General features: G+C 64.2%; 15 protein-coding genes. 9 read left to right on the forward strand and 6 right to left on the reverse strand.

What is annotated here, in order from left to right:
- Positions 1 to 98: 98 nt before the first annotated feature.
- The 6 genes from dbpA to putA all read right to left on the reverse strand — a co-directional run bounded on the left by dbpA (position 99) and on the right by putA (position 12,155).
- The gene (gene dbpA / locus ACIQUI_RS09080) at positions 99 to 1,436 is read right to left on the reverse strand and encodes an ATP-dependent RNA helicase DbpA (protein ID WP_391126650.1); all 1,338 of its coding nucleotides are present in this window, start codon (positions 1,434 to 1,436) and stop codon (positions 99 to 101) included.
- A 112-nt stretch (positions 1,437 to 1,548) separates the two neighbouring features.
- Entirely contained in the window at positions 1,549 to 2,976 is a 1,428-nt protein-coding gene (mdtD, locus tag ACIQUI_RS09085) for a multidrug transporter subunit MdtD (RefSeq protein WP_403197311.1), read from the reverse strand.
- A 109-nt stretch (positions 2,977 to 3,085) separates the two neighbouring features.
- Positions 3,086 to 4,405, reverse strand: a complete 1,320-nt coding sequence (locus ACIQUI_RS09090; protein ID WP_403197313.1) for a TldD/PmbA family protein — start codon at positions 4,403 to 4,405, stop codon at positions 3,086 to 3,088.
- On the reverse strand, positions 4,405 to 5,847 hold the full coding sequence (locus ACIQUI_RS09095) for a TldD/PmbA family protein (RefSeq protein ID WP_403197316.1): 1,443 nt from the start codon (positions 5,845 to 5,847) through the stop codon (positions 4,405 to 4,407). The genes ACIQUI_RS09090 and ACIQUI_RS09095 overlap by 1 nt, the downstream gene beginning before the upstream one ends.
- Before the next feature lie 32 nt (positions 5,848 to 5,879).
- Positions 5,880 to 7,682 (reverse strand): acyl-CoA dehydrogenase, encoded by a 1,803-nt coding sequence (locus ACIQUI_RS09100; RefSeq protein ID WP_403197319.1) that lies wholly within the window; start codon positions 7,680 to 7,682, stop codon positions 5,880 to 5,882.
- A 519-nt stretch (positions 7,683 to 8,201) separates the two neighbouring features.
- Positions 8,202 to 12,155, reverse strand: coding sequence for a trifunctional transcriptional regulator/proline dehydrogenase/L-glutamate gamma-semialdehyde dehydrogenase (gene putA, locus ACIQUI_RS09105; protein WP_403197322.1), 3,954 nt, complete (start codon positions 12,153 to 12,155; stop codon positions 8,202 to 8,204).
- A gap of 358 nt (positions 12,156 to 12,513) precedes the next feature.
- Here putA and putP point away from each other — a divergent pair, with 358 nt between their 5' ends.
- The 9 genes from putP to ACIQUI_RS09150 all read left to right on the forward strand — a co-directional run bounded on the left by putP (position 12,514) and on the right by ACIQUI_RS09150 (position 23,366).
- Entirely contained in the window at positions 12,514 to 13,992 is a 1,479-nt protein-coding gene (gene putP, locus ACIQUI_RS09110; protein WP_391129610.1) for a sodium/proline symporter PutP, read from the forward strand.
- A 185-nt stretch (positions 13,993 to 14,177) separates the two neighbouring features.
- Positions 14,178 to 15,014 carry a 23S rRNA (adenine(2030)-N(6))-methyltransferase RlmJ gene (locus tag ACIQUI_RS09115; RefSeq protein ID WP_403197325.1) on the forward strand — a complete coding sequence of 279 codons (837 nt, stop codon included), beginning with the start codon at positions 14,178 to 14,180 and terminating at the stop codon, positions 15,012 to 15,014.
- Between the two features lie 210 nt (positions 15,015 to 15,224).
- Positions 15,225 to 16,982, forward strand: a complete 1,758-nt coding sequence (locus ACIQUI_RS09120) for a carbamoyltransferase (RefSeq protein WP_403197328.1) — start codon at positions 15,225 to 15,227, stop codon at positions 16,980 to 16,982.
- The gene (locus tag ACIQUI_RS09125; protein WP_403197330.1) at positions 16,966 to 18,096 is read left to right on the forward strand and encodes a glycosyltransferase; all 1,131 of its coding nucleotides are present in this window, start codon (positions 16,966 to 16,968) and stop codon (positions 18,094 to 18,096) included. Before ACIQUI_RS09120 ends, ACIQUI_RS09125 begins: the two co-directional genes overlap by 17 nt.
- Entirely contained in the window at positions 18,096 to 18,992 is an 897-nt protein-coding gene (locus tag ACIQUI_RS09130; protein ID WP_403197333.1) for an antimicrobial resistance protein Mig-14, read from the forward strand. The genes ACIQUI_RS09125 and ACIQUI_RS09130 overlap by 1 nt, the downstream gene beginning before the upstream one ends.
- On the forward strand, positions 18,989 to 20,392 hold the full coding sequence (locus ACIQUI_RS09135) for a PIG-L deacetylase family protein (protein WP_403197551.1): 1,404 nt from the start codon (positions 18,989 to 18,991) through the stop codon (positions 20,390 to 20,392). The genes ACIQUI_RS09130 and ACIQUI_RS09135 overlap by 4 nt, the downstream gene beginning before the upstream one ends.
- A gap of 49 nt (positions 20,393 to 20,441) precedes the next feature.
- On the forward strand, positions 20,442 to 21,398 hold the full coding sequence (locus ACIQUI_RS09140) for a glycosyltransferase (protein ID WP_403197335.1): 957 nt from the start codon (positions 20,442 to 20,444) through the stop codon (positions 21,396 to 21,398).
- Between the two features lie 65 nt (positions 21,399 to 21,463).
- Complete coding sequence (locus ACIQUI_RS09145) at positions 21,464 to 22,237, forward strand: glycosyltransferase family 2 protein (protein WP_403197337.1); 774 nt, start codon at positions 21,464 to 21,466, stop codon at positions 22,235 to 22,237.
- A 37-nt stretch (positions 22,238 to 22,274) separates the two neighbouring features.
- Complete coding sequence (locus ACIQUI_RS09150; protein WP_403197340.1) at positions 22,275 to 23,366, forward strand: glycosyltransferase; 1,092 nt, start codon at positions 22,275 to 22,277, stop codon at positions 23,364 to 23,366.
- The last annotated feature ends 2 nt before the right edge of the window (positions 23,367 to 23,368 follow it).

Genomic DNA, 23,368 nt, shown 5'->3' on the forward strand with positions numbered 1-23,368 from the left:
AGCCAGCTCCCACAGGTACTGCACAAGCCTGAAGGCCTGTGGTGATCCTGTGGGAGCTGGCTTGCCTGCGATGGGCTGCAAAGCAGCCCCAAAAAATGTCAGACGATGCGGACTTTCAGGGCGCGGCCCTTGATCTTGCCGCTGTTCAGCCGCTGCATGGCCTGCTTGGCCAGTGCCCGCTCCACGGCAACAAACGCCTGGAAATCGAAGATGGCAATCTTGCCCACCTGCTTGCCCGGGATCCCGGCGTCACCGGTCAGTGCGCCAAGAATGTCACCCGGGCGCAGTTTGTCCTTGCGCCCGGCAGCGATGCACAGGGTGCTCATCACCGGCAGCAGCGGCTCGCCACCTTTGTTCTTGAGGCTGTCCAGCGAGTCCCAACGCAGCGGGCTTTTCTGCAAGTCTTCGATGGCCTGGGCGCGGTGGCCTTCGGCCGGTGCCACCAGGCTTACCGCAATACCTTTCTCGCCAGCCCGGCCAGTGCGCCCCACGCGGTGTACGTGGATTTCCGCGTCGCGCGCCAGCTCCACGTTGATGACCATGTCCAGGCCATCGATGTCCAGCCCGCGCGCGGCCACGTCGGTGGCTACCAGCACCGAGCTGCTGCGGTTGGCGAACATGGTCAGCACCTGGTCGCGGTCACGCTGTTCCAGGTCGCCGTGCAGGGCCTGGGCAACGATACCCTTGGCGGTCAGGTGGGCAACCACGTCCTCGCACTGCTGCTTGGTAAAGCAGAACGCCACGCACGACACCGGGCGGTAGTGGCCAAGCACGCGTGTGACGGCTTCCAGGCGCTGCTGCGGGTCGATCTCGATGAAGCGCTGTTCGATCTGGTTGTCGGTGTGCAGGCTCTCGACCTTCACCTGCTGCGGGTTGCGCATGAAGTCGGCGGCCAGTTGCTTGATGCCGGCCGGGTAGGTGGCCGAGAACAGCAAGGTCTGGCGACGCGACGGGGTCTTGCCGATGATGCTGGCAATGGCGTCGAAGAAGCCCATGTCGAGCATGCGGTCGGCTTCGTCCAGTACCAGCGTGTTCAGGCCATCGAGCACCAGCGTGCCCTTGTCCAGGTGCTGCTGGATGCGCCCCGGGGTGCCGACGATGATGTGCGCACCGTGCTCCAGCGAAGCGATCTGCGGGCCCAGCGAAACGCCGCCGCACAGGGTCAGGATCTTGATATTGTCCTCGGCGCGGGCCAGGCGGCGCAGCTCCTTGGCCACCTGGTCGGCAAGTTCACGGGTGGGGCACAGTACCAGTGCCTGGCAGCCGAAATAGCGCGGGTTGATCGGGTTCAGCAGGCCGATGCCGAAGGCGGCGGTCTTGCCGCTGCCGGTCTTGGCCTGGGCGATCAGGTCCTGGCCCTTGAGGATGACCGGCAGGCTCTGCGCCTGGATCGGCGTCATCGAGGCATAGCCGAGGGCGTCCAGGTTGGCCAGCATGGCAGTGGACAGCGGCAAGGTGGCAAAGGCGGTGGATTCGGTGGTCACGAGGCGGGCCTGCGGTGCGAAGCTAAAAATGCCGCACAGTCTACCAGCCTCATGGCCATTCGCCCTAAGACTCTACGTGCTCTTCCGGACGACGGGCACGCCTTCCGTCCGTCGGCGCCAGTTGCAGGAAGATTGCCGCCGCCAACATGGCCATCACCCCGATGGTGACAAACGTCAGCTGGAAGGCACCCAAGGTAGATTCCACACCTTCGGCGCTGCCGGCAGCGGTGAAACCACCCAGCAGTGCACCGGCACAGGCCACGCCCAGGCTCAGGGCCAGTTGCGCGACCACCGACAGCAGGCTGTTGCCGCTGCTGGCGCTGGCGTCGTCGAGGTCGATCAGGGTCACGGTGTTCATCGCGGTGAACTGCATCGAGTTGACCGCACCCAGCAAGCCCAGCTGGATCAGCAGTACGGGGTAGGGCGTCTGCTCATCGACCAGGCCGAGGCTGGCCAGCAGCAAGCCCAGCAGCAAGGTATTGCCGGTGAGGATGATGCGGTAACCGAAGCGCTCGATCAGTGGCCGGGCGACAGACTTGGCCAGCATGGCCGCCGCTGCCAGCGGGATCATGCTCATGCCAGCCTGGGCCGGCGAGTAGCCCAGTGCGACTTGCAGCAGCAACGGCACCAGGAACGGCAGGGCACCGCTACCCAAACGGGCGAACAGGTTGCCGAGGATGCCGATGGCGAAGGTGCGCACGCGGAACAGGCTGGGCGAGAACAGCGGCTCCGGGTCACGGCCTGCACGCAGCCAGTAGGCGGCCAGGCAGGCCATGCCGGCGAACAGCAGCAACATCACCCGCAGGTGCGGCAGGTGCAACTCGCCCAGGCCTTCCATGGCGATGGTGATCAGTACCATCGCAGCGCCAAACAGCAGGAAACCGGGCCCGTCGAACGTGGTGCGCTCGGCGCCGCGCAAGTCCGGGATGAACTTCCAGACGGCAAAGCAGCCGATCAGGCCGACGGGCAGGTTGAGCAGGAAGATCCAGTGCCAGCTGAGGATTTCCACCAGCCAGCCACCCACTGTCGGGCCCAGCAGCGGGCCGAGCAGGCCGGGGATGGTGATGAAACTCATGATTCGCACCAACTCGCTGCGCGGGTAGGCGCGCAGCACCACCAGCCGCCCGACTGGCAGCATCAAGGCACCGCCCAGACCCTGCACGACCCGGGCGAAGATCAGAAAGCCCAGGCTATTGGCTGCCGCGCACAGCAGCGAGCCGAAGCTGAACAGCAGGATGGCGCTGAAGAAGATGCGCTTGGTGCCGAAGCGGTCGGCGATCCAGCCCGAGGCGGGGATCAGCAGGGCCACGGTGAGCATGTAGGCGATGATCACGCCCTGCATGCGCAGCGGGTCTTCGGCCAGCGAACGGGCCATGGCCGGCAGCGCGGTGTTGAGGATGGTGCCGTCCAGGGACTGCATGAAGAAGGCGATGGCCACCACCCAGGGGATCCAGCGGGCGGTGACGGGGTCTAGCGGTGGGCGTTCGGGCATGACTTCCTCGTTTGTCAGTGCCGGCCCTTTCGCGGGCACGCCCGCTCCCACAAAGGTTACGCGTACCCTGTGGGAGCGGGCGTGCCCGCGAAGAGGCCGGTAATGCCTATCACAATGTCAGGGTCAGGCCTTTGACCAGCGCCCCCGGCAAATGACTCGACCCGGTACTGCGCTGTCCATAGGTGCTGGTCGACAGGATCATTTCGCGCTCCCGGGTCAGGTCCTCCAGCTGGCTGCCGAGCAAGCTGTACAGGCTGTCATCGAAGCGCATGGTGCTCACCGGCCCCTGAATCTGCCCGTTCTCCACCCAGAAGGTGGCAAACCGGGTCAGCCCGGTCATGCGCGCTGCTGGCAGGTCCGAGTAGTTCAGGTACCACAGGTTGCTGATGTACAGCCCGGTACCCAGCCGCTCAAGCACCTGCTCGCTGGCCAGGTTACCCGGCGCCAGGCTCAGCGCACACGGCGATTCGTAACTGTCGGCACCATTGGCGATCAACGCGAACTCGGCTGCACTGCGCGCACTGATCAGCCGCTGCAGCGCCTCGCCTTGCCGGATCAAGGGCACATCCAGGCGCGGTGCACCCTCATCGGAAAACGCCGGGCTAAGCGAACCGCTGACTTGCTCGGTGAAACTCACCAGTGGGCTTAGCCGGGCATCGCCGTTGTACAAACGCTGCAAGGCGCTGTTGCCGGTGGCCAGGGCCTGTGCGGAAAAACCGCCCCAGCACAGCATGCCGGCAATTTCATCCATGGCTGCCGGGGCCAGGTAGGCGCGGTAGCTGCCGGGCTTGAGGGTGACCACCGGGCGACCGAGAAAGCCCAGCTGTTCCCGCGCCTGGCGCAGGCGTGCGGTGAAGTCGTCGGTGTTCCACACCTGGCCGGCATAGTTGGCTTTTACCGCTTGGCCGTTTTCATGGAACAGGCTCCAGTCGAAGTTGAAGCTGTTGGCCTGGTGCCAGCCAAAGGCGCCGAACGAACTGGCAAAGCCCCGGCAGATCGGGCCGCCAGCGTAGATACCGACCAGGTCCAGCGCGCCGGCTTCGCGGTCGAGCAGGGCCAGTACGTCGCCCAGCTCGGGCAGGGGGTGTTCCTGCAAGCTGTGGCTGTGCCAGGCGCTTTCGTCCAGGCGCAGATAAGGGTCGACAGCCAACAGCGGCAAAGTCTGGCGCAGTTGCGTCAGGGCATCGGCAAGGCGCTGGCGGTCCAGTTGCACGTCACCACTCAAGGTCATCTGTTGTTCCGCCTGGCGCCCATCGCGGACCAGCCGCAACTGTGCGCTGGCCTGGCTCACTTCACCGGCCTGGCGCACCTTGGCGTGGTTGAAGCGCACAAATTGCGACTGTTCGGCGCTGTAGCCGAGGGTGAACTGCTCGCCTGCTTGCAGGGCGGCGCGCACATCCCCGACCAAGGCTTCAAAAGTGTGTTTCATCAGGCGTCCCCCCCGAATACGTCGATCTGGCGGAATACGCAGGCCGGCGAGGCATGCCCGACCCGCACCACCTGGTTAGGTTCGCCCTTGCCACAGTTGGGCGTGCCCAATACCTGGAAGGTGCTGCGGTCGCCGACTGCCGACAGGTTGCGCCAGAACTGTGCGGAGATGCCGCGATAGTTGGGGTTCTTGACGATGCCCGTGAGCTCGCCGTTTTCGATCAGTTGGCCCCATTCGCAGCCGAACTGGAACTTGTTGCGTGCATCGTCGATGGACCAGGAGCGGTTGGTGCGCATCAGGATGCCATGCTCGATGCCCTTCACCAGTTGCTCAAGGCTCTGGTCGCCTGGCTCGATGTTCAGGTTGGCCATGCGGTCGATCGGCGCACGGTTCCAGCCGCAGGCACGGCTGTTGGCCACGCCGTCCAGGCCGGAGCGGAACTGCGACAGCGCGCCGCCCAGCGGGCGCAGCAGCAGGCCGTCGCGGATCAGGAACTGCTTGCTGGCCGGGGTGCCGTCGTCGTCAAAGCTGTAGCTGGCCAGCTCTTCGCCGATGGTCGGGTCGAAGGTCACGTTGAGCAGGCTGGAGCCGTATTGCAGGTGGCCGAAGTCGCTGGCCTTCACGAAGCTGGTGCCGGCGTAATTGCGCTCGTCACCGAGGATGCGGTCCATTTCCAGCGGGTGGCCGATGGACTCGTGGATCTGCAGCATCATCTGGTCAGGCATCAGCAGCAGGTCGCGCTGGCCGCTTGGGGTGTTGGGGGCCAGCAGCAGTTGCAGCGCCTCGTCGGCGACCTGCCGGCCGGCACCCACCAGCCCGCAGCGTTCGATGATCTCGAAGCCGCCCTGCTGGCCGAAGTTGTCGCGGCCCAGGCTGCGGCTCTGGCTGTCCTGGCCGTCGCTGGCGGTCACGCCCAGGCCCGGGAACAGGAAGCGCTGGGCGTGGCGCAACTCGGCGCCTGCCGAGTTCAGGTAGGTTTGTTCTACCAGCGCCAGGCCCAGGCTGGCCTGCCAGTCCACCAGGCGCTTGTCCGCCGGCACGCTGGCCGATTCGGCGGCAAGCAGGCCAAGGCAGTCGGCGAGGGAGGGCACGGGTTGATCGAAGTTGGGTGAGACATGGTCGTGACGGGCAGTGGTCACGGGCTGGTCGCGCAGGTCGAGCAGGCTGTGCGGGGCGATCTGCCGGGCCAGGGCCTCGGCTTGTTCCAGCGCGCGTTGCAGGCCCGCCTGGGACAGGTCGGCGGTGGCTGCATAAGCCTCCACGCCATTGACCCGCACGGTGAGCATGGCGCCTTCGTCCTGGCTGAAGCAGGGTGGCTCGGCAACGTTGCGGCGAACCGACAGCGCCTGGTGCGACTGTTTCACATGGCGCAGGGAAAACAACTCGGCCGTGCTGCGCAGAGCGGCAAAGCGCTGGCGCAGCAGGGCGCTGGTATCGAACATGTGGAAGCCTCCGTGTACACGGTGGCTCCCCCTTAGAACCACTCGTCCTGCATGGTGAGGCAAGTGTCGTCGCGCGCCTCCAGCAATGCCAGCTCATTATGGCAGCCCGGTACTTCCCAGGTCAGGAAATAACGTGCGGCCTGCAGCTTGCCGAGGTAGAAGTTACGGTCGCTGGCGTTGCCCTTGAGCAGGCCAAGCTCGGCGTGAATGGCCTGCTCCAGCCAACGCCAGCCGATCACGCAGTGGCCGAAGGCTTTGAGGTACAGGGCCGAATTGGCCAGGGTGCCCGCCACTTTGCCCTGGGCCAGGTCGCCGAGCAGGGCGAGGGTCACGCTTTGCAGGCGGTTGACCAGTTGTTCCAGCGGCTGGCGCAGCGGGTCGAGGTTCGGGTGATGGCTGGCGCGTTCGCCTGTGCTGGCGATCAGGCGGATCAGTTGCTTGAGGCCGGCGCCACTGTTCTGCGCCAGCTTGCGCCCAAGCAGGTCGAGCGACTGGATGCCCTCGGTGCCTTCGTGAATCGGATTCAGGCGGTTGTCGCGGTAGTACTGTTCTACCGGGTATTCGCGGGTGTAGCCGTGGCCGCCGAGAATCTGGATGGCCAGTTCGTTGGCCTTGAGGCAGAAGGCCGAAGGCCAGGATTTGACGATAGGCGTCAGCAGGTCGAGCAGCTCCTGAGCCTGCTTGCGGGTGCTTTCGTCGCTGGCGGTCTGGGTGTCGTCGAACAGGCGCGCGGCGTACAGACCCAGGTCGAATGCACCTTCAACGTAAGCCTTCTGTGCCAGCAGCATGCGCTTCACATCGCTGTGTTCGATGATCGGTACCGCCGGGCTGTGCGGATCCTTGTTGTCTGGCAGCCGGCCCTGCGGGCGCTGGCGGGCGTATTCCAGCGAATACAGGTAGCCGGCATAACCGAGCATCACCGCGCCCATGCCGACGCCGATGCGCGCCTCGTTCATCATCTGGAACATGCAGGCCAGGCCTTGATGAGGCTGGCCGACCAGGTAGCCGACGCACTGGCCGTTGTCGCCGAAGTTAAGCGCCGTGGAGGTGGTGCCGCGCCAGCCCATCTTGTGGAACAGCCCGGCTAGCAGCACATCGTTGCGCGGGCCACGGCTGCCGTCCGGGTTGACGTTGTACTTGGGCACGATGAACAGCGAAATGCCTTTTACCCCGGGCGGGGCGTCCGGCAGCTTGGCCAGCACCATGTGCACGATGTTTTCCGACAGTTCGTGATCACCGCCGGAAATGAAGATCTTGTTACCCTTTAGCCGGTAGCTGCCGTCGCCTGCCGGCTCTGCGCGGGTGCGGATATCGGCCAGTGAAGAGCCTGCATGGGGTTCGGTCAGCGCCATGGTGCCGAAGTAGCGGCCTTCGATCATCGGTTGCAGGAACAGGCGCTTTTGCTCTTCAGTGCCGAAGCTTTCGATCAGGTTGGCCGCGCCCATGGTCAGGAACGGGTAGGCCGTGGTGCCGGCGTTGGCGGCCTGGAAGTGGGCGAAGCAGGCCTGCGAGACCAAGCTGGGCAGTTGCATGCCACCCACTTCGAAATCGCGGTTGGCGTTGAGGAAACCGGCTTCGAGGAAGGCATCGACGGCGGGTTTCACCTCGGGGATCAGTTCGGCACGGCCGTCCACGTAGCGCGGTTCGTTTTCATCGGCCTTGCGGTTGTGTGGGGCGAAGAACTTTTCGGCGATGGTGCGCGCGGTGGTCAGCGCGGCGTCGAAGGTTTCGCGGCTGTGCTCGGCGAAGCGCGGGCGCTGGGTCAGGGCTTCGGCGTCGAGGACTTCGTAGAGCTCGAAGGCGAGGTTGCGGGGGCTGAGCAGGGTCTCGGGCATGGTGGCGGTCCTGAGGCGGGATGCTGCGAGTGTAGGGGGTTGGGTGTGGGGGGGGGAGGTTAATAGGTTTGGGTGATATGGGTTGAGAAGGGGTGGGGTATACGGGTGCTTGCCTTGATTATTTTTGCGCCTATGAGATCGAGCGCCGCCCGCGCGGCGCTTCGCGGGGCAAGTCGGATCGCCGCACCGCCGCTCCCACATTTGTTGCAACGTGGCCATGCCTGTGGAAGCGGCGTTGCCCGCCTTGGTGCATGTCTCAAGACAGGTGGAGCGGCGGATGCGCCAGTCAAGAAGTCCAGTCAGGGCAACAAGGCTGACAACCATGGCCTGACAGGTTCGGCACGTTGCAACAAATGTGGGAGCGGGCTTGCCCCGCGAAGCGCCGCGCGGGCGGCGCTCGATCTCACAGGCGCTGAAACTGCTGCGGCGAACACCTGTCAGCCCAACCCCAATCTCAAGACAAACACCCATAAAAAAAGAAGAGCCGAAGCTCTCCCTTTTCTTCAACAACCCTCAGCCTCAGCCAATGGTCATCAAGCTGGCGTTACCACCGGCAGCCGCAGTGTTCACACTCACCGCCCGCTCAATCACCAACCGCTCCAGCGCAATCTGGTGATCGCCGCTGGACAGCCCGTGCACACCCACGATCGCACCGGCACGCTTGGCCACCTGCTGGCAAACGCCCCGCAACTGGTCCGAGTCACCATGGTGGATCACGGCGTCGAACGCCACTTCATCCTTGTTCCAGTCTGCCACCAGCTTCACCTTGGCCTGCAGCTCACGCGGCAGGCGATTGCGCAGGGCCTTGCCCGGCTCGCCGTCAGCCCATACCGCCGAGCTGCCCACTGCCAGCACGGCTGCAAACTGCGCCAGCAGGTCGGCTTCGTTGTCGGCCAGGCACAGCACGTGCTCGCGCGGCAGGATGGTGTAGCTGTTGCGCTCGCCGGTCGGGCCTGGCAGCAGGCGGGCGATGCCGCTCTGCGACTGGCTGGCGAACTGGCTGCACAGCGCGGCGAGGTCGGCCAGCTGGTTGCTCTCTGCCCAGGCCTTCAGGCCGTGCAGCGGCTTGATCAACTGCTCGTGCAGGGTACGGTCCGGCTTGCCTTCGCCATCCTGCTGCTGGAAGTGGCGGCCGATTGCGTCGGCCGGGCGGGTCGACAGCAGGCGGTACAGGTACAGCGGGCCGCCGGCTTTCGGGCCGGTGCCAGACAAGCCTTCACCACCGAACGGCTGCACACCTACTACCGCACCGACGATGTTGCGGTTGACGTACATGTTGCCGGCGTTGGCGGTTTCCACCACCTTGGCGATGGTCTCGTCGATGCGGGTGTGCACACCGAGGGTCAGGCCGTAGCCGGAGTTGTTGATCTGTTCGATCAGCTGGTCCAGGTTGCGGCGGTTGTAACGCACCACGTGCAGCACCGGGCCGAAGATCTCGCGCTTCAGTTCGTCGAAGCTGTCCAGCTCGATCAGCGTTGGCATCACGAAGGTGCCGCGCTTGATTTCGGTGGCATCGGCGATTGCCACTTGATAGACCGAGCGGCCTTTCTCGCGCATGCCCTGGATGTGCTTCTCGATGCCGGCCTTGGCTTCGGCGTCGATCACCGGGCCAATGTCCACGGCCAAGCGGTCCGGGCAGCCCAGGCGGCTTTCAGCCATGGCGCCCTTGAGCATCTCGATCACACGGTCGGCGGAGTCTTCTTGCAGGCACAGTACGCGCAATGCCGAGCAACGCTGGCCGGCGCTGTCGAAGGCCGACGACACCACGTCGATCACCACCTGCTCGGTCAGGGCCGAGGAGTCGACGATCATGGCGTTCTGGCCGCCGGTTTCGGCAATCAGCGGGATCGGTCGGCCCTGGTTGTCCAGGCGACCGGCGACGTTACGTTGCAGCAGGCGGGCCACTTCGGTGGAACCGGTGAACATCACGCCCTTGACGCGCTCATCACCCACCAGGCCGGCACCGACGGTTTCGCCGCGGCCTGGCAGCAGTTGCAGCACGCCTTCAGGAATGCCGGCTTCCAGCAGCAGGCGCACGGCCTGGGCGGCGATCAGCGGGGTTTGCTCGGCGGGCTTGGCCAGCACCGGGTTACCGGCAGCCAGGGCTGCGGCCACCTGGCCGGTGAAGATCGCCAGCGGGAAGTTCCACGGGCTGATGCACACTACCGGGCCCAGCGGGCGGTGGGCGTCGTTGCTGAAATCGTTGCGCGCCTGCACGGCGTAGTAGCGCAGGAAGTCCACGGCCTCACGCACTTCGGCGATGGCGTTGGCGAAGGTCTTGCCAGCTTCGCGGATGAGCAGGCCCATCAGCGGCTGGATCTCGGCCTCCATCAGGTCGGCGGTACGTTCCAGGATGGCGGCACGCTCGGCTGGCGGGGTGGCCTGCCAGATCGGTGCGGCGTTCAGTGCGCACTGGATGGCGTTGTCGACGTCGGCAACGGTGGCTTCCTGTACATGGCCTACCACATCGCGAAGATCAGCCGGGTTGAGCACCGGTGCGGCAGCGCTTTCGCTGGCGGCGCAGGCCAGCAGCGGGGCGGCTTTCCAGTCGTTATGGGCGGTGGCCAGCATGGCGCAGGACAGCGACGCCAGGCGGTGTTCGTTGGCCATGTCGATACCGGCCGAGTTGGCCCGCTCGCTGCCATACAGGTCACGCGGCAGCGGGATGCGTGGGTGCGGCAGGCCGATGTTGCCTTCCTGGGTGCCCATGCGCTCGATGCTGGCGACCGGGTCGGCAACCAGTTCCTGGATGGAGATCGAATGGTCGGCGATGCGGTTGACGAACGAGGTGTTGGCGCCGTTTTCCAGCAGGCGGCGTACCAGGTAGGCCAGCAGCGTTTCGTGGGTGCCGACCGGTGCATACACGCGGCACGGGCGGTTCAGCTTGCCGTCGGCAACCTTGCCGACCACTTGCTCGTACAGCGGCTCGCCCATGCCGTGCAGGCACTGGAACTCGTACTGGCCCGGGTAATAGTTCTGCCCGGCAATGTGGTAGATGGCCGATAGGGTATGGGCGTTGTGCGTAGCGAACTGCGGGTAGATGGCTTCCGGTACGGCCAGCAGCTTGCGGGCGCAGGCAACGTAGGACACGTCGGTGTACACCTTGCGGGTGTACACCGGGTAGCCTTCCAGGCCTTCGACCTGGGCGCGCTTGATCTCGCTGTCCCAGTAGGCGCCTTTTACCAGGCGGATCATCAGGCGGTGGCGGCTGCGCTTGGCCAGGTCGATGACATAGTCGATCACGTACGGGCAGCGCTTCTGGTAGGCCTGAATGACAAAGCCGATACCGTTCCAGCCGGCCAGCGACGGTTCGAAGCACAGGCGCTCGAGCAGGTCGAGCGACAGCTCCAGGCGGTCGGCTTCTTCGGCGTCGATGTTCAGGCCGATGTCGTACTGCTTGGCCAGCTGGGTCAGCGACAGCAGGCGCGGGTACAGCTCTTCCATCACGCGCTCGTACTGGGCGCGGCTGTAGCGCGGGTGCAGCGCCGACAGCTTGATGGAGATACCCGGGCCTTCATAGATGCCGCGGCCGTGGGAGGCCTTGCCGATCGAGTGGATGGCTTGCTCGTAGGAGGCCAGGTACTTCTGTGCATCATGCTCGGTCAGCGCCGCTTCGCCGAGCATGTCGTAGGAATAGCGGAAGCCCTTGGCCTCGAAGCGGCTGGCGTTGGCCAAGGCTTCGGCAATGGTTTCACCGGTTACGAACTGCTCGCCCATCAGGCGCATGGCCATGTCGACGCCCTTGCGGATCATCGGCTCGCCGCTTTTACCAATAATGCGGGTGAGCGAGGAGGTAAGGCCGGATTCGTTGTGGGTGCTGACCAGCTTGCCGGTCAGCAGCAGGCCCCAGGTGGCGGCGTTGACGAACAGCGACGGGCTGTTGCCCAGGTGTGGCTGCCAGTTGCCGGTGCTGATCTTGTCGCGGATCAGTGCATCGCGGGTGCCCTTGTCGGGGATACGCAGCAGGGCTTCGGCCAGGCACATCAGCGCCACGCCTTCCTGGGACGACAGGGAGAATTCCTGCAGCAAACCCTGGACGATACCGGCACGGCCGCCGGCGCTCTTCTGGTTGCGCAGTTTTTCGGCGATGCCGGCCGCCAGCTTGTTGGTGGCCTCTGCCAGCGGGGCGCTCAGGCGGGCCTGCTCCAGCAGCATGGGCACCACTTCCTGCTCGGGGCGACGGTAGGCGGCGGTGATCGCCGAGCGCAGTACCGATTGCGGCAGGATGCTCTCGGCAAATTCGAGGAAGCACTGGTGGCTGTGGTCGGCCTGGACTTCGCCGGCGTCATCGGCCAGGTTGCTGACATGACCGTTGAGTTCGGTCAGGGTGGCACCACCCTCGAGCTTCTCCAGGTAGTTGAAGATCGCTTGCTTGATCAACCAGTGCGGCGTGCGGTCAATCGACTGCGCTGCTGCCTTGAGTCGCTCACGGGTTGGGTCATCGAGTTTGACCCCAAGGGTGGTCGTCGCCATTTCTTATCCTCGTTATTGCCACGGCTGTGGCCTAAGCTGACGCCAAGATTAGCCTGTAGGACAATTCGGGTGCAACCAGGTGCAACCCGAATTTTTCAGGAACAAGGTGCAACTCGTCTGACAGACATTTCCACACCAGGCGAGGGGTCGTTTTCGGCATGGTTTTGTCTTAAAAACGACGTTTATGCTCCAAAAAGGAGCAAAAAAGCGGCTTTATCGAAAAATGCACCGGCAGGTGCAACTTGCAAATGAAAAATGGTTGCACCTGCTTTGCGTTGTTGCATAGGATTCGCCGCCTGGGTGCAACCGCCATGGCTGCGGTTGTGCATGAGATAAAAACAAACGCCAGGGCACACGCATGGGCAATCCACTAACGATCACCTTCGTGATCTACATCGCGGCAATGGTGCTGATCGGCTTCGCCGCCTATCGCTCCACCAACAACCTTTCCGATTACATTCTGGGCGGTCGCAGCCTGGGTAGCGTGGTTACCGCGCTGTCTGCCGGTGCTTCCGACATGAGTGGCTGGCTGCTGATGGGCCTGCCGGGCGCCATCTACTTCTCCGGCCTGTCCGAAGCCTGGATCGCCATTGGCCTCACCGTCGGTGCCTACCTGAACTGGCTGTTCGTGGCCGGCCGCCTGCGGGTGCAGACCGAGCACAACGGTGACGCACTGACCCTGCCGGATTACTTCTCCAGCCGCTTCGAAGACAACAGCGGCCTGCTGCGAATCATTTCGGCGATCGTTATCCTGGTGTTCTTCACCATCTATTGCGCCTCCGGCATTGTTGCCGGTGCCCGTCTGTTTGAAAGCACCTTCGGCATGCCGTACGAAACCGCCCTGTGGGCTGGTGCTGCGGCCACCATCGCCTACACCTTTGTCGGTGGTTTCCTGGCGGTTAGCTGGACCGACACCGTGCAGGCTTCGCTGATGATCTTTGCGTTGATCCTGACGCCGATCATCGTGCTGATCTCCACCGGCGGCTTCGACACCACGTTCCTGGCCATCGAAGCGGTCAACCCGGCCAACTTCGACATGCTCAAGGGTGCAACCTTCATCGGTATCATCTCGCTGATGGGCTGGGGCCTGGGTTACTTCGGCCAGCCGCACATCCTGGCGCGCTTCATGGCGGCCGATTCGGTGAAGTCGATCGCCAACGCCCGCCGCATCTCCATGACCTGGATGATCCTGTGCCTGGCCGGGACCTGCGCCGTGGGCTTCTTCGGCATCGCCTACTTCTCGGCTAACCCTGACCTTGCTGGCCCGGTTACCGAGAACCGCGAGCGCGTGTTCATCGAGCTGGCGAAGATCCTGTTCAACCCATGGATCGCCGGCGTGCTGTTGTCAGCCATCCTGGCGGCGGTAATGAGCACCCTGAGCTGCCAGTTGCTGGTGTGCTCCAGCGCCCTGACCGAAGACTTCTACAAGGCCTTCCTGCGCAAGAACGCTTCGCAGCTTGAGCTGGTATGGGTCGGCCGCCTGATGGTCCTGGCCGTCGCCCTGATTGCCATCGCCATGGCTGCCAACCCGGAAAACCGCGTGCTGGGCCTGGTGGCCTACGCCTGGGCCGGCTTCGGTGCTGCCTTTGGTCCGGTGGTGCTGATTTCGGTGCTGTGGAAAGGCATGACCCGTAACGGCGCGCTGGCCGGTATCGTGGTCGGTGCGCTGACCGTGATCCTGTGGAAGCAGATTGATGTCTGGGGCCTGTACGAAATCATCCCGGGCTTCTTGCTGGCGAGCATTGCCATCTTCGTGGTGAGCAAGCTGGGCAGCCCTTCGCAGGCGATGGTGCAGCGCTTTGAAACGGCTGATGCGGCGTATCACGCTGACAAGTAATACCCGTTGAATCGGCGGCGCCTGCTTCGCGGGCTCGCCCGCTCCCACAGGATTTGCACTGGGCCTGAAACCAGTGCGGTCCCTGTGGGAGCGGGCAAGTCCGCGAAGAAGCCACCGCCGATCGACAGCCAGGCCTGACTCCGCCTGCAAGGCAAGGTAAACTTGCCGCCTTCGCAGGAGTTGCCATGAACTATCGTCACGCCTTCCACGCCGGCAACCACGCCGACGTCCTCAAACACATCGTGCTGACCCGCCTCATCGCCCTGATGTCGCGCAAGGAACAGCCGTTCGCCTACATCGATACCCATGCAGGGCTTGGTCTGTACGACCTGCAAGGCGACCAGGCAACCCGCACCGGCGAGTACCTGGAAGGCGTCGCCCGCCTGTGGAATCGCGATGACCTGCCAGCCATGGCGGCTGATTACCTGCGTGTCATCAAGCGCCTGAACGCCGACGGCGAGCTGCGCTACTACCCCGGCTCGCCAGAGCTGGCTCGCCGCCTGATGCGCCAGCAGGACCGCGCCCTGCTCAACGAGAAGCACCCTGAAGACGGGCCGCTGCTCAAAGAGAACATGAAGAAAGACCCGCGCGTGACCGTGCACCTGGGCGAAGGCTGGCATGTGCCGCGGGCCTTGCTGCCGGTGCAGGAAAAGCGCGCAATCATGCTGATCGACCCGCCGTTCGAGCAGGCCGACGAGCTCAAGCGCTGCACCACTGCCATGAAAGAGGCGATTGGCCGCATGCGCCAGACCGTCGCGGCCATTTGGTACCCGATCAAGGACCAGCGCTCGCTGACCCGCTATTACCAGGACCTGACCAGCACCGGTGCGCCGAAACTGCTGCGGGTCGAGCTGTACGTGCACCACCAGGACAGCCCGCAGGGGCTTAATGGTTCGGGCCTGGCCATTGCCAACCCGCCGTGGGGGCTGGAGGAAGAACTCAAGGAACTGCTGCCATGGCTGGCCAATGAACTGGCGCAGACGGCCGGTAGCTACCGCATGGACTGGCTGATCGCCGAGTAAACCACTGCCTTGGAAACCCTGTGGGAGCGGGCGTGCCCGCGAATCAGGCGCTGCGGTGCATGGCACCGGCGTTGTCGGTGTTCGCGGGCGCGCCCGCTCCCACAGGTTAAGCAGTGCCTCCACTGATGTTTGCGTTATAATCCCGCCCTTTAGCCGCCACCCGCCCAAGAGGCCGCTGGCGCATTTTTACCGAATGAAGAGGCTAATCCCTTGGCATTGACGATTCTTGGCCTGTCCGGCGCCCTTAGCCATGACCCTTCCGCGGCCCTGTACATCGACGGCAAGCTGATTGCCGCCGCCGAAGAAGAGCGCTTCGTGCGTGACAAGCATGCGAAGAACCGCATGCCCTACGAGTCGGCGAAGTTCTGCCTGGAGCAGGCAGGCATCAAGCCGTCCGACGTCGACGTGGTTGCCATCCCGTTCGCCCCGATCAGCCTGTTCGGCAAGGCGCGCTGGCACTATGCCAAGCGTTACTGGTACGCCCCGGATCGCGCCCTCGACGCCATCCTGATGGGCAACCGTCGCTACAAGCGCTACCGCAAGAAGATCGTCTGGTGCCTGGAGCAGCTGGGCTTCGACCCGAAAAAAGTCAAGATCGAGCCGGTCGAGCACCACCTGGCCCACGCCTCCAGTGCCTACCACTGCTCGGGCTTCAAGGAAAAAACCGCAATCCTGGGCATCGACGGTAAAGGCGAATACGCCACCACCTTCTTTGGCTACGGCGAAAACGGCAAGATCCACAAGATCAAGGAATTCTTCGACCCGGATTCCCTGGGTGGCCTGTACGGCGCGATTACCGAGTTCCTCGGTTTCGAGATGCTCGACGGCGAGTTCAAGGTCATGGGCATGGCGCCGTATGGCGACGCCAGCAAGTACGACTTCTCGCGCCTGGCCAGCTTTGAAAACGGCGAACTGGTGATCAACACCGAGTACGCCAACGTCATCGGCCTGCGCCGCTATAAAGAGAAGGGCAAGGGCTTCTACTTCTCGCCGAAACTGATCGAATGGCTGGGCCCCAAGCGCGAAGGCGATATCGCCGACGAGCCATACATCCATTATGCGGCCAGCATGCAAGCGCTGTTCGAGAAGCTGGCGCTGCAGATGATCGACCACTACCTGGGCGACACCCTGCGTGAAACCGGCAAGCTGGCCTTTGCCGGCGGCTGTGCGCTGAACGTGAAGCTCAACCAGAAGATCATCGCCCGGCCGGACGTGAAAGAGCTGTTCGTCCAGCCGGCTTCCGGCGACGCCGGCACTGCCGTGGGTGCCGCGGCCTATGTTTCCCACGCCCGTGGCGTGCCGGTCGAGAAGATGGAGCACGTTTACCTCGGCCCGTCGTACTCCAACGAAGACGTGATCGCTGCTTGCGCCCGTCACCCGGACGCGCCGAAGTGGCGCAAGCTCGACAACATGCCAGAGCAAATCGCCAGGATCATGGTCGACGGCAACCCGGTGGCCTGGTTCCAGGGCCGCATGGAGTTTGGTCCGCGTGCCCTGGGTGGCCGTTCGATCATCGGCTGCCCGAGCGTTGAAGGCGTGGCTGACCGCATCAACCACCAGATCAAGTTCCGCGAACGCTGGAGACCTTTCTGCCCGTCGATGCTCGACACCGTCGCCCCACAGATGATCAAGGTCGACCACCCGGCGCCGTTCATGACCTTCACCTTCGAAGTGGCTGAAGAGTGGAAAACCCGCGTGCCGGAAGTGGTGCACGAGGACGGCACGTCCCGTGCCCAGGTGCTCAAGCGCGAGTACAACCCGCGCTACTACGACATGATGAAGGCGCTGGAAGACCTGACCGGCAACGGCGTGTCGCTGAACACGTCGTTGAACCGCCGCGGTGAGCCGATGATCTGCTCGCCGACCGACGCCCTGAACATGTTCTTCGGCTCAGACCTGCAGTACCTGATCATGGAAGACATCCTGGTCGTGAAGGACGGCGCCGCCGCCTATGACCAGCCGCTCTGAACCGCGCATCCTGCAGTTCTGCCATGGCTATGACGGGCCTTTCCTGGACTGCGCCCGTCAGTACGCCAGCCTGTTCCAGGGGCGTGGCTACCAGGTCACCACGGTGTTCCTCACCGGCGCCGCCGACCCGCAGGTAGCGGCCGGCTGCGCCTCGGACGAGGTACTGTTCCTGGGGTTCAGCTCCAAGGCCGTGCGCGGCCTGAAGCTTGGGGCGATCCGCGCGTTGCGGCGGATCGCGGCCGAGCGCAATTTCGCGTTCTGCATCGCCCACCGCTTCAAGCCGATCTACGTGGCCCTGCTGGGTACCGGCCTGCCGGTGATTGGCGTGCACCATGCCTTTGGCGACTACCAGCGCAAGGGGCGGCGCCTCTTCGCCAACCTGTTCAGCAAGCGCCTGAGCCTGCTGGGCGTGTCGGACGCGGTGCGTGACGACATGCGCCGTTGCCTGCCACAGTGGCCGGCCGAGCGCATCCAGACCCTGTACAACCGCATCGACATCGAGGCCCTGCAAGCGGCCCTGGTGCCGCGTGCCGAAGCGCGCCGGGCACTGGGCCTGGATGCGCAGGCGTGGATCGTCGGAAACGTCGGGCGCCTGCACCCGGACAAGGACCAGGCCACGCTGTTGCGTGGTTTTGCCCAGGCGCTGCCCGGGTTGCCAACGGGTGCCCGCCTGGCGATCCTCGGCAAAGGCCGCCTGGAGGCTGAACTCAAGGCCCTGGCCGCCGAGCTGGGCATTGCCGGGCAAGTTGATTTCCTGGGCCAGGTGCCGGATGCACGCCGCTACTTCCAGGCCTTCGACGTGTTCGCCCTGAGCTCCGACCACGAGCCGTTCGGCATGGTCCTGCTCGAAGCCATGGTCGCTGGCGTGCCGGTGCTGGCCACGGCGTGCGGCGGTGCCCGCGAAGTGGTCGAGGGCGTTGGCGTGCTGTTCCCGCTGGGCGATGCTGCGCAGCTGGCACAGGGTCTGAAGCATATGGCCGCGCTGGACACTGCACAGCGTCAGGCGTGTGCCGAGCACATGCTGCAGCGCCTGCACCAACGTTTCTCCGACCATGCGGTGCGTGAGGCCTTCTGGCAGCTGCCGCAGGTGCGTGCGCTGGTGGGGCAGGCCTGATGCTCAATCGTATCCAGGCCTTGCGCGAGCGCGGGTGGCAAGTCATCGACGCCAAGACCTATGCCGAGGCGTGGGGCCGTTTTGGCGGCAGCGTCGCCACCCACCCGCTGGTGGTCGAGCAATTGGCCGACCTGGCCCAGATCCCGGTGCGTTACCTGGGCTGGCATCAGGCGGGCGAGCTCAAGGCCGCGATCCCGACCTGGGGCCGCCACCTGGCGCTGTCCAAGGACGTGCTCAAGCACGCCGGCAAGAAAGCCCTGTTCGACCTCGGCAATGCCGAAATCATCCTGCCGGCGGCGGCCGATGCTGCCGCCCCGCTGCGCCATACCGTGCGCTACCTGTCCGAACTGAACCAGGGCCGTTTCAGCGGCCTCAAGGCGCAGAAGGAACAGCTGGCCATGGCCCGGGCGCCTGAAGATCTGTCGAAGAAGTTCCGCTACAACCAGCGCCGCGAACTGCGCCTGCTGGAAGAGGCGGGTGGCGTGGTACGCCCGATCAGCGACTTCAGCGCGGCGGAAATCGCCAGCATGTACTGCGACCTGTTCCAGCGCCGCTGGGGCTTCCCGGCCACCGGTGCCGAGCGCATGGCCGATGTGCTGCAGCGCCTGCGCGAGCTGCTGATTGGTTCGGTGCTGCTGCTGGACGGCAAGCCGATTGCCATTCAGCTGGTGTACCGCGTCGAAGCGCCGGAATGGATCAGCGTCGAGTACATCAACGGCGGTGTCGACCCTGAAACCAAGGCCTTCAGCCCAGGCAGCGTGCTGAGCTTCCTCAATACCCAGGCCGCCTGGGAAGATGCCCGAGCCCGCAACAAACCACTGCGCTTCTCGTTCGGCCGCGCCGACCGCGAGTACAAGGACCGTTGGTGCAACCCCGTGCCGGTGTACCAGGCGTGAGCCGCAAGCAGCAGTTGCTCAAGCGCCACCGGCGCAACAAGCGCCTGGGCCTGCTGGCAGGCCTGGTTGCGCTGGTCACCCTGGGCGTCTTCACTTGGTGGTGGCTGCCACTGTTGCTGTTGCCGCTGCTCTGGGCTGCCCATGAAGCCTGGTTTGCCGACCACCTGTTCTATGCACCGGCAGAGGACTACGCGTACGACTTCGGTGAGCAGACACAGCAGGTGCCTGCCAGCTTGCATGATGGCCGGCTCAAGGCTGACTGCGTACTGCGGGGCGACGAAACCCTGATTCTTGAGCTACAGGTAAAAAGCAGCTGGCTGGGGCGGTTCCTTGATCCTCGGGTCGAGCTGACGGCTGCCGATCAAGCCGACCGACAAACCTTCGAGCGTGGCGTCGGTGGTGTGCGCTTCCTCAACCTGACCGGGCTGGCCGCGCCGCTGCAAGCCGGTACGTTGCGCTTGCGTGGTCGTCATTGCCGTCTGCTGGGCGAGCCGCGCCTGTGGATAACCCCGGCGGTCGAGCTGCAACGCCGCCGCGTGATGGTGATTGCGCCCCATGCCGACGACGCCGAGCTGGCCGCGTATGGCCTTTACAGCCAGGCTGATGAAACCTGGGTGGTGACGCTGACTGCCGGCGAAATCGAAGCCGGGCACTACCAGCAGATGGGCCTGCAACAAGCCGAGGCCGCTCGCCTGAAGGGCCGCCTGCGCGCCTGGGACAGTATCGCTGTACCGCGCTGGGCCGGTGTGCCGGAATCGCGTTGCGTGCAACTGGGTTACTTCTGCCTGCAATTGCCAGCCATGCAGGCTGCGCCCGATCAGCCGGCTGCTTCACGTGAAGCCGACCTTGCCGATATCCGCGTGTTCCGCCAGTTCAACCCGTTCACGTTGCCGGCCGACAGTGATGGTGCGCCAACCTGGCACAACCTGCTGGCCGACCTGCGCACGTTGCTGGAAATGGCCAAGCCAGAGGTACTGGTGATGCCGCACCCGCAGCTCGATCCACACCCCGACCATATCTGCGCCCAGGCCGCCGTGCTTGAAGCCCTGCAAGGCCTGGCCTGGCAGCCGCAAACCCTGCTGTGCTACGCCAACCACCTGCACGACAACGACCGCTGGCCCATGGGCGACAGCGGCGATGGCGTGGCCCTGCCGCCGCAGTTGAGCGCAGCCCAGGCCTGGGCCCCTTGCAGCCTGGTGTTGGACCTGGCTACCCAGCGCGACAAGGCCATGGCCCTGGGCATGATGCACGACCTGCAACCGCCAGCACCGTTCAAGCGCCGGTTGCGCCGCTTGCTGCAGCGTTGGCTGGCCGGGCGGCGCCCTTCGCCTTACGGGGAGAACGAGTTCTTCCGCAAAGCTGTGCGCCGACACGAACTGTTCTGGCGACGTGAGCTGTAAGCACGCCCCAATGGTTGACCGCGATGGCGCCGAGCGCCCAAGGAACGTTATGAAAGTCCTATTTCTGGTACAGAAGGAACAGCGGGCGATTCTCGACCGCCTGTACGATGGCGTCGCGGCCAATTGCGAGTGCGACCTGCGTTGGCTGACCAGCGAAGACCAGCGCAACCTGCGCCGCTATTTCAAGCGTGAAGTGCAGGCCGAGCGCTATGACCGCATCGTGTTCTTCCTGCGCTTCAAGCAAGAGATCCGGCAGGTGGCGTTCATTCGCACTGTCCCGAACCTGGTCATCCTCGAACACGACGCCTACCAGAACTACATCCCGTGCAAGTACACCGGCAAGTTCAGCGCCCATTACCGCCAGCTGCCATGGGCACGGGTGATCAGCTCTGGTTACATGGTCAGCGAGCGCCTGCGCCAGGAAGGTTTCGATGCGGTGTTCGTGCCCAAGGGCTATGACGAGCAACTGCTGGCTGATCAGGGGCGCGAGCGAGACATCGAGCTGGCCTTCGTCGGCAGTGTCAACAGCGTGGCCTATAGCGGGCGCAAGGCGCTGCTCGACGAGTTGGGGCAAGTCGAGAACCTGCTGGTCACCCGCACCAAATCGGGCGAAGACTACTGCAACACGCTCAACCGTATCCGTTTCTTCGTCAGTGCCGACGTCGGCATGGGCGAATACATGATCAAGAATTTCGAAGCCATGGCCTGTGGCTGTGTGTTGCTGGCGTATGACCAGGGCGAGGAGGAAAACCGCGCATTGGGCCTGCAGGACATGCACAACGTGGTGTTCTATGACACCATCCCGACCCTTCAGGAAAAACTCCGCCGCTTGCGTGCCGAGCCTGATCTGGCCCGGCAGATTGCAGAAAATGGCCGCCACCTGGCGGTTTCCCGTTTCAGTTTCGGCGCAGTTGGCCGTAGCATCGTCGACCACATGCGCCCGGCGCTCAGGCCCCACCCGCCATTGACTGCATGGCAGCGGCTGCGCCTGAAGCTGGGCATCTAACATAAGAGCTTTCGCACCCAGGAGCGGGTGTCGAAAGCCGATAGTCGCAATGCGGAGGGAGTCCGGTGCGCTTTTCAAATGAGAGTGACGTCACGCTCGTCGTGACCAGTTGTGGGCGGTTCGATCTGCTCAAAGACACCCTTGAGAGTTTCGATCGCTACAACACCGCGCCCATTCGCGAGGTATTCATCACCGAAGATTCCGGTGACGATGCCGTGCATGCCGCGGTGCCGGAGCATTGGAAACCGCACTGCAAGGTGTTCGTCAACCGGCCCAAGCTTGGCCAGTTGCCGTCTATCGACCTGGCCTACAGCCAGGTTAAGACGCCGTACATCTTCCACTGCGAAGACGACTGGCATTTCTATCGCCAGGGCTTTGTCGAAGATTCCCAGGCCATCCTGGAGGTCAGCCCCAACCTGTTGCAAGTGTGGCTGCGCAGCCATGCCCATGACCTGGCCATCCACAGCCCGTACATTCACCTGGGCGATCGTCAGGTGATTGCCGGTGTGCCTTGCTACCCGCTGCTGTCCGACAAGGCCGAGTGGCAAGCGTTCTCGCTCAACCCCGGTTTGCGACGCTTGAGCGATTACCAGCGCTGTGCGCCATTTGCCGCCTATGCTGGAGAAAAGGCACTTTCCCGACGCTACGCTGAGTTAAATCTGACAGCGGTCACCTTGGAGGGTGATGCAGTATTGCACACTGGATTTGGTAATCACGTGACCTTGCCCATTGAAGTGGAGCGCAAGGCCAAGCGTCGTCAACGTGATCGGATAAAGCTGGCATTGACGCTGGTGGCGGGTGCCTTGATCGGCATGGGTATCACCATTTTTGTTCAATGAAGTCGCTGTCCCACCTGACATGAGCGGGAGAGGGCCCATGAACATCGTCAATATGATGTGGGCGGGTGGAACGCCGTACATGTCCATCCACAAGGTTCATCGGCAAGTGTTGTCGAACGCAGGTGCCGATGCCCGGATAAGTAACTGGCTGCTGCTGGGCAGCGGGCTGTGCTGTGGGCTCGGCTCGACCCGGGAGTGGCACATGCCGGCACGTGCCCTGAAGGGCCGTCATTTGTGGCGCCTGCTGCGGCCGTGGTTGCGCATGCGTCTTCGCAAGGCGCTGGCCGAGGCCGGGGCGGAAGTCGTGTTGCTCGACGGTATTGGCGTTGCGCGCCTGGTACTGCCGTTGTTGCAGAGCTTTCCCGACGTACGTGCAAAGGTGCTGTTCCATGGCAAGACGCGTCTGCAGGCCAGCGATATCCGCATGCTGCGTATGCTGCCAGCTGAGCGCCTGAGCATTGCCGCAGTGTCGCAGACGTTGGCCGAGTCGCTGGAGCGTGACCTGGGCAGGCCGGTACAGACCCTGCGCATGGCGCTCGACCCACTGGCCTTCGCTGCACCTTTGCTGAGCCGTGACAAGGCCCGGCAGGCCCTGCACCTGCCACAGCCTGCCGGGTTGATGTTGGGTGCGGTAGGGCGCCTGGTAGAGAGCAAAGGTTTCGAGATGCTGATCGATGCCTTCGCCAGGGCCAGTGCCCGGCAACCGGGCCTGCAACTGGCGATTATTGGCGAGGGGCCGCAGCATGTCGCGCTGCAGGAGCGTATTGCTGCACTGGGCCTGGCCGGTCGTGTTCACCTGTGCGGTCACCGTGATGACCTGCAGCAGTTGTATCGCGCGTTCGACTGGCTGCTGGTGCCTTCGCGTTCCGAAGGCCTGGGGCTGGTGGTGCAGGAGGCGGTAATGGCCGATGTGCCGGTGGTGTGCAGCGACCTGCAAGTGTTCCGCGAGCAGTTGCGTGAAACCGGTGGCTACCTGCCGATTGCCGACGAGGGCGCCTGGGCCGAGGCGATCGAGCGCTGCACGGCGCTCAGCGCCTCGGCGGTAGCAGCGAAACAACGCCAGGCGCTGGCACCGGAGCAGGCCTGGCAAGCGTTCTGCAACGGCTCGCAGAGCCTGCTGCGCAGCTGAGA

It is taken from the genome of Pseudomonas sp. NPDC090592, assembly GCF_044769185.1.
In the GTDB taxonomy this organism is placed as follows: Bacteria; Pseudomonadota; Gammaproteobacteria; order Pseudomonadales; family Pseudomonadaceae; genus Aquipseudomonas.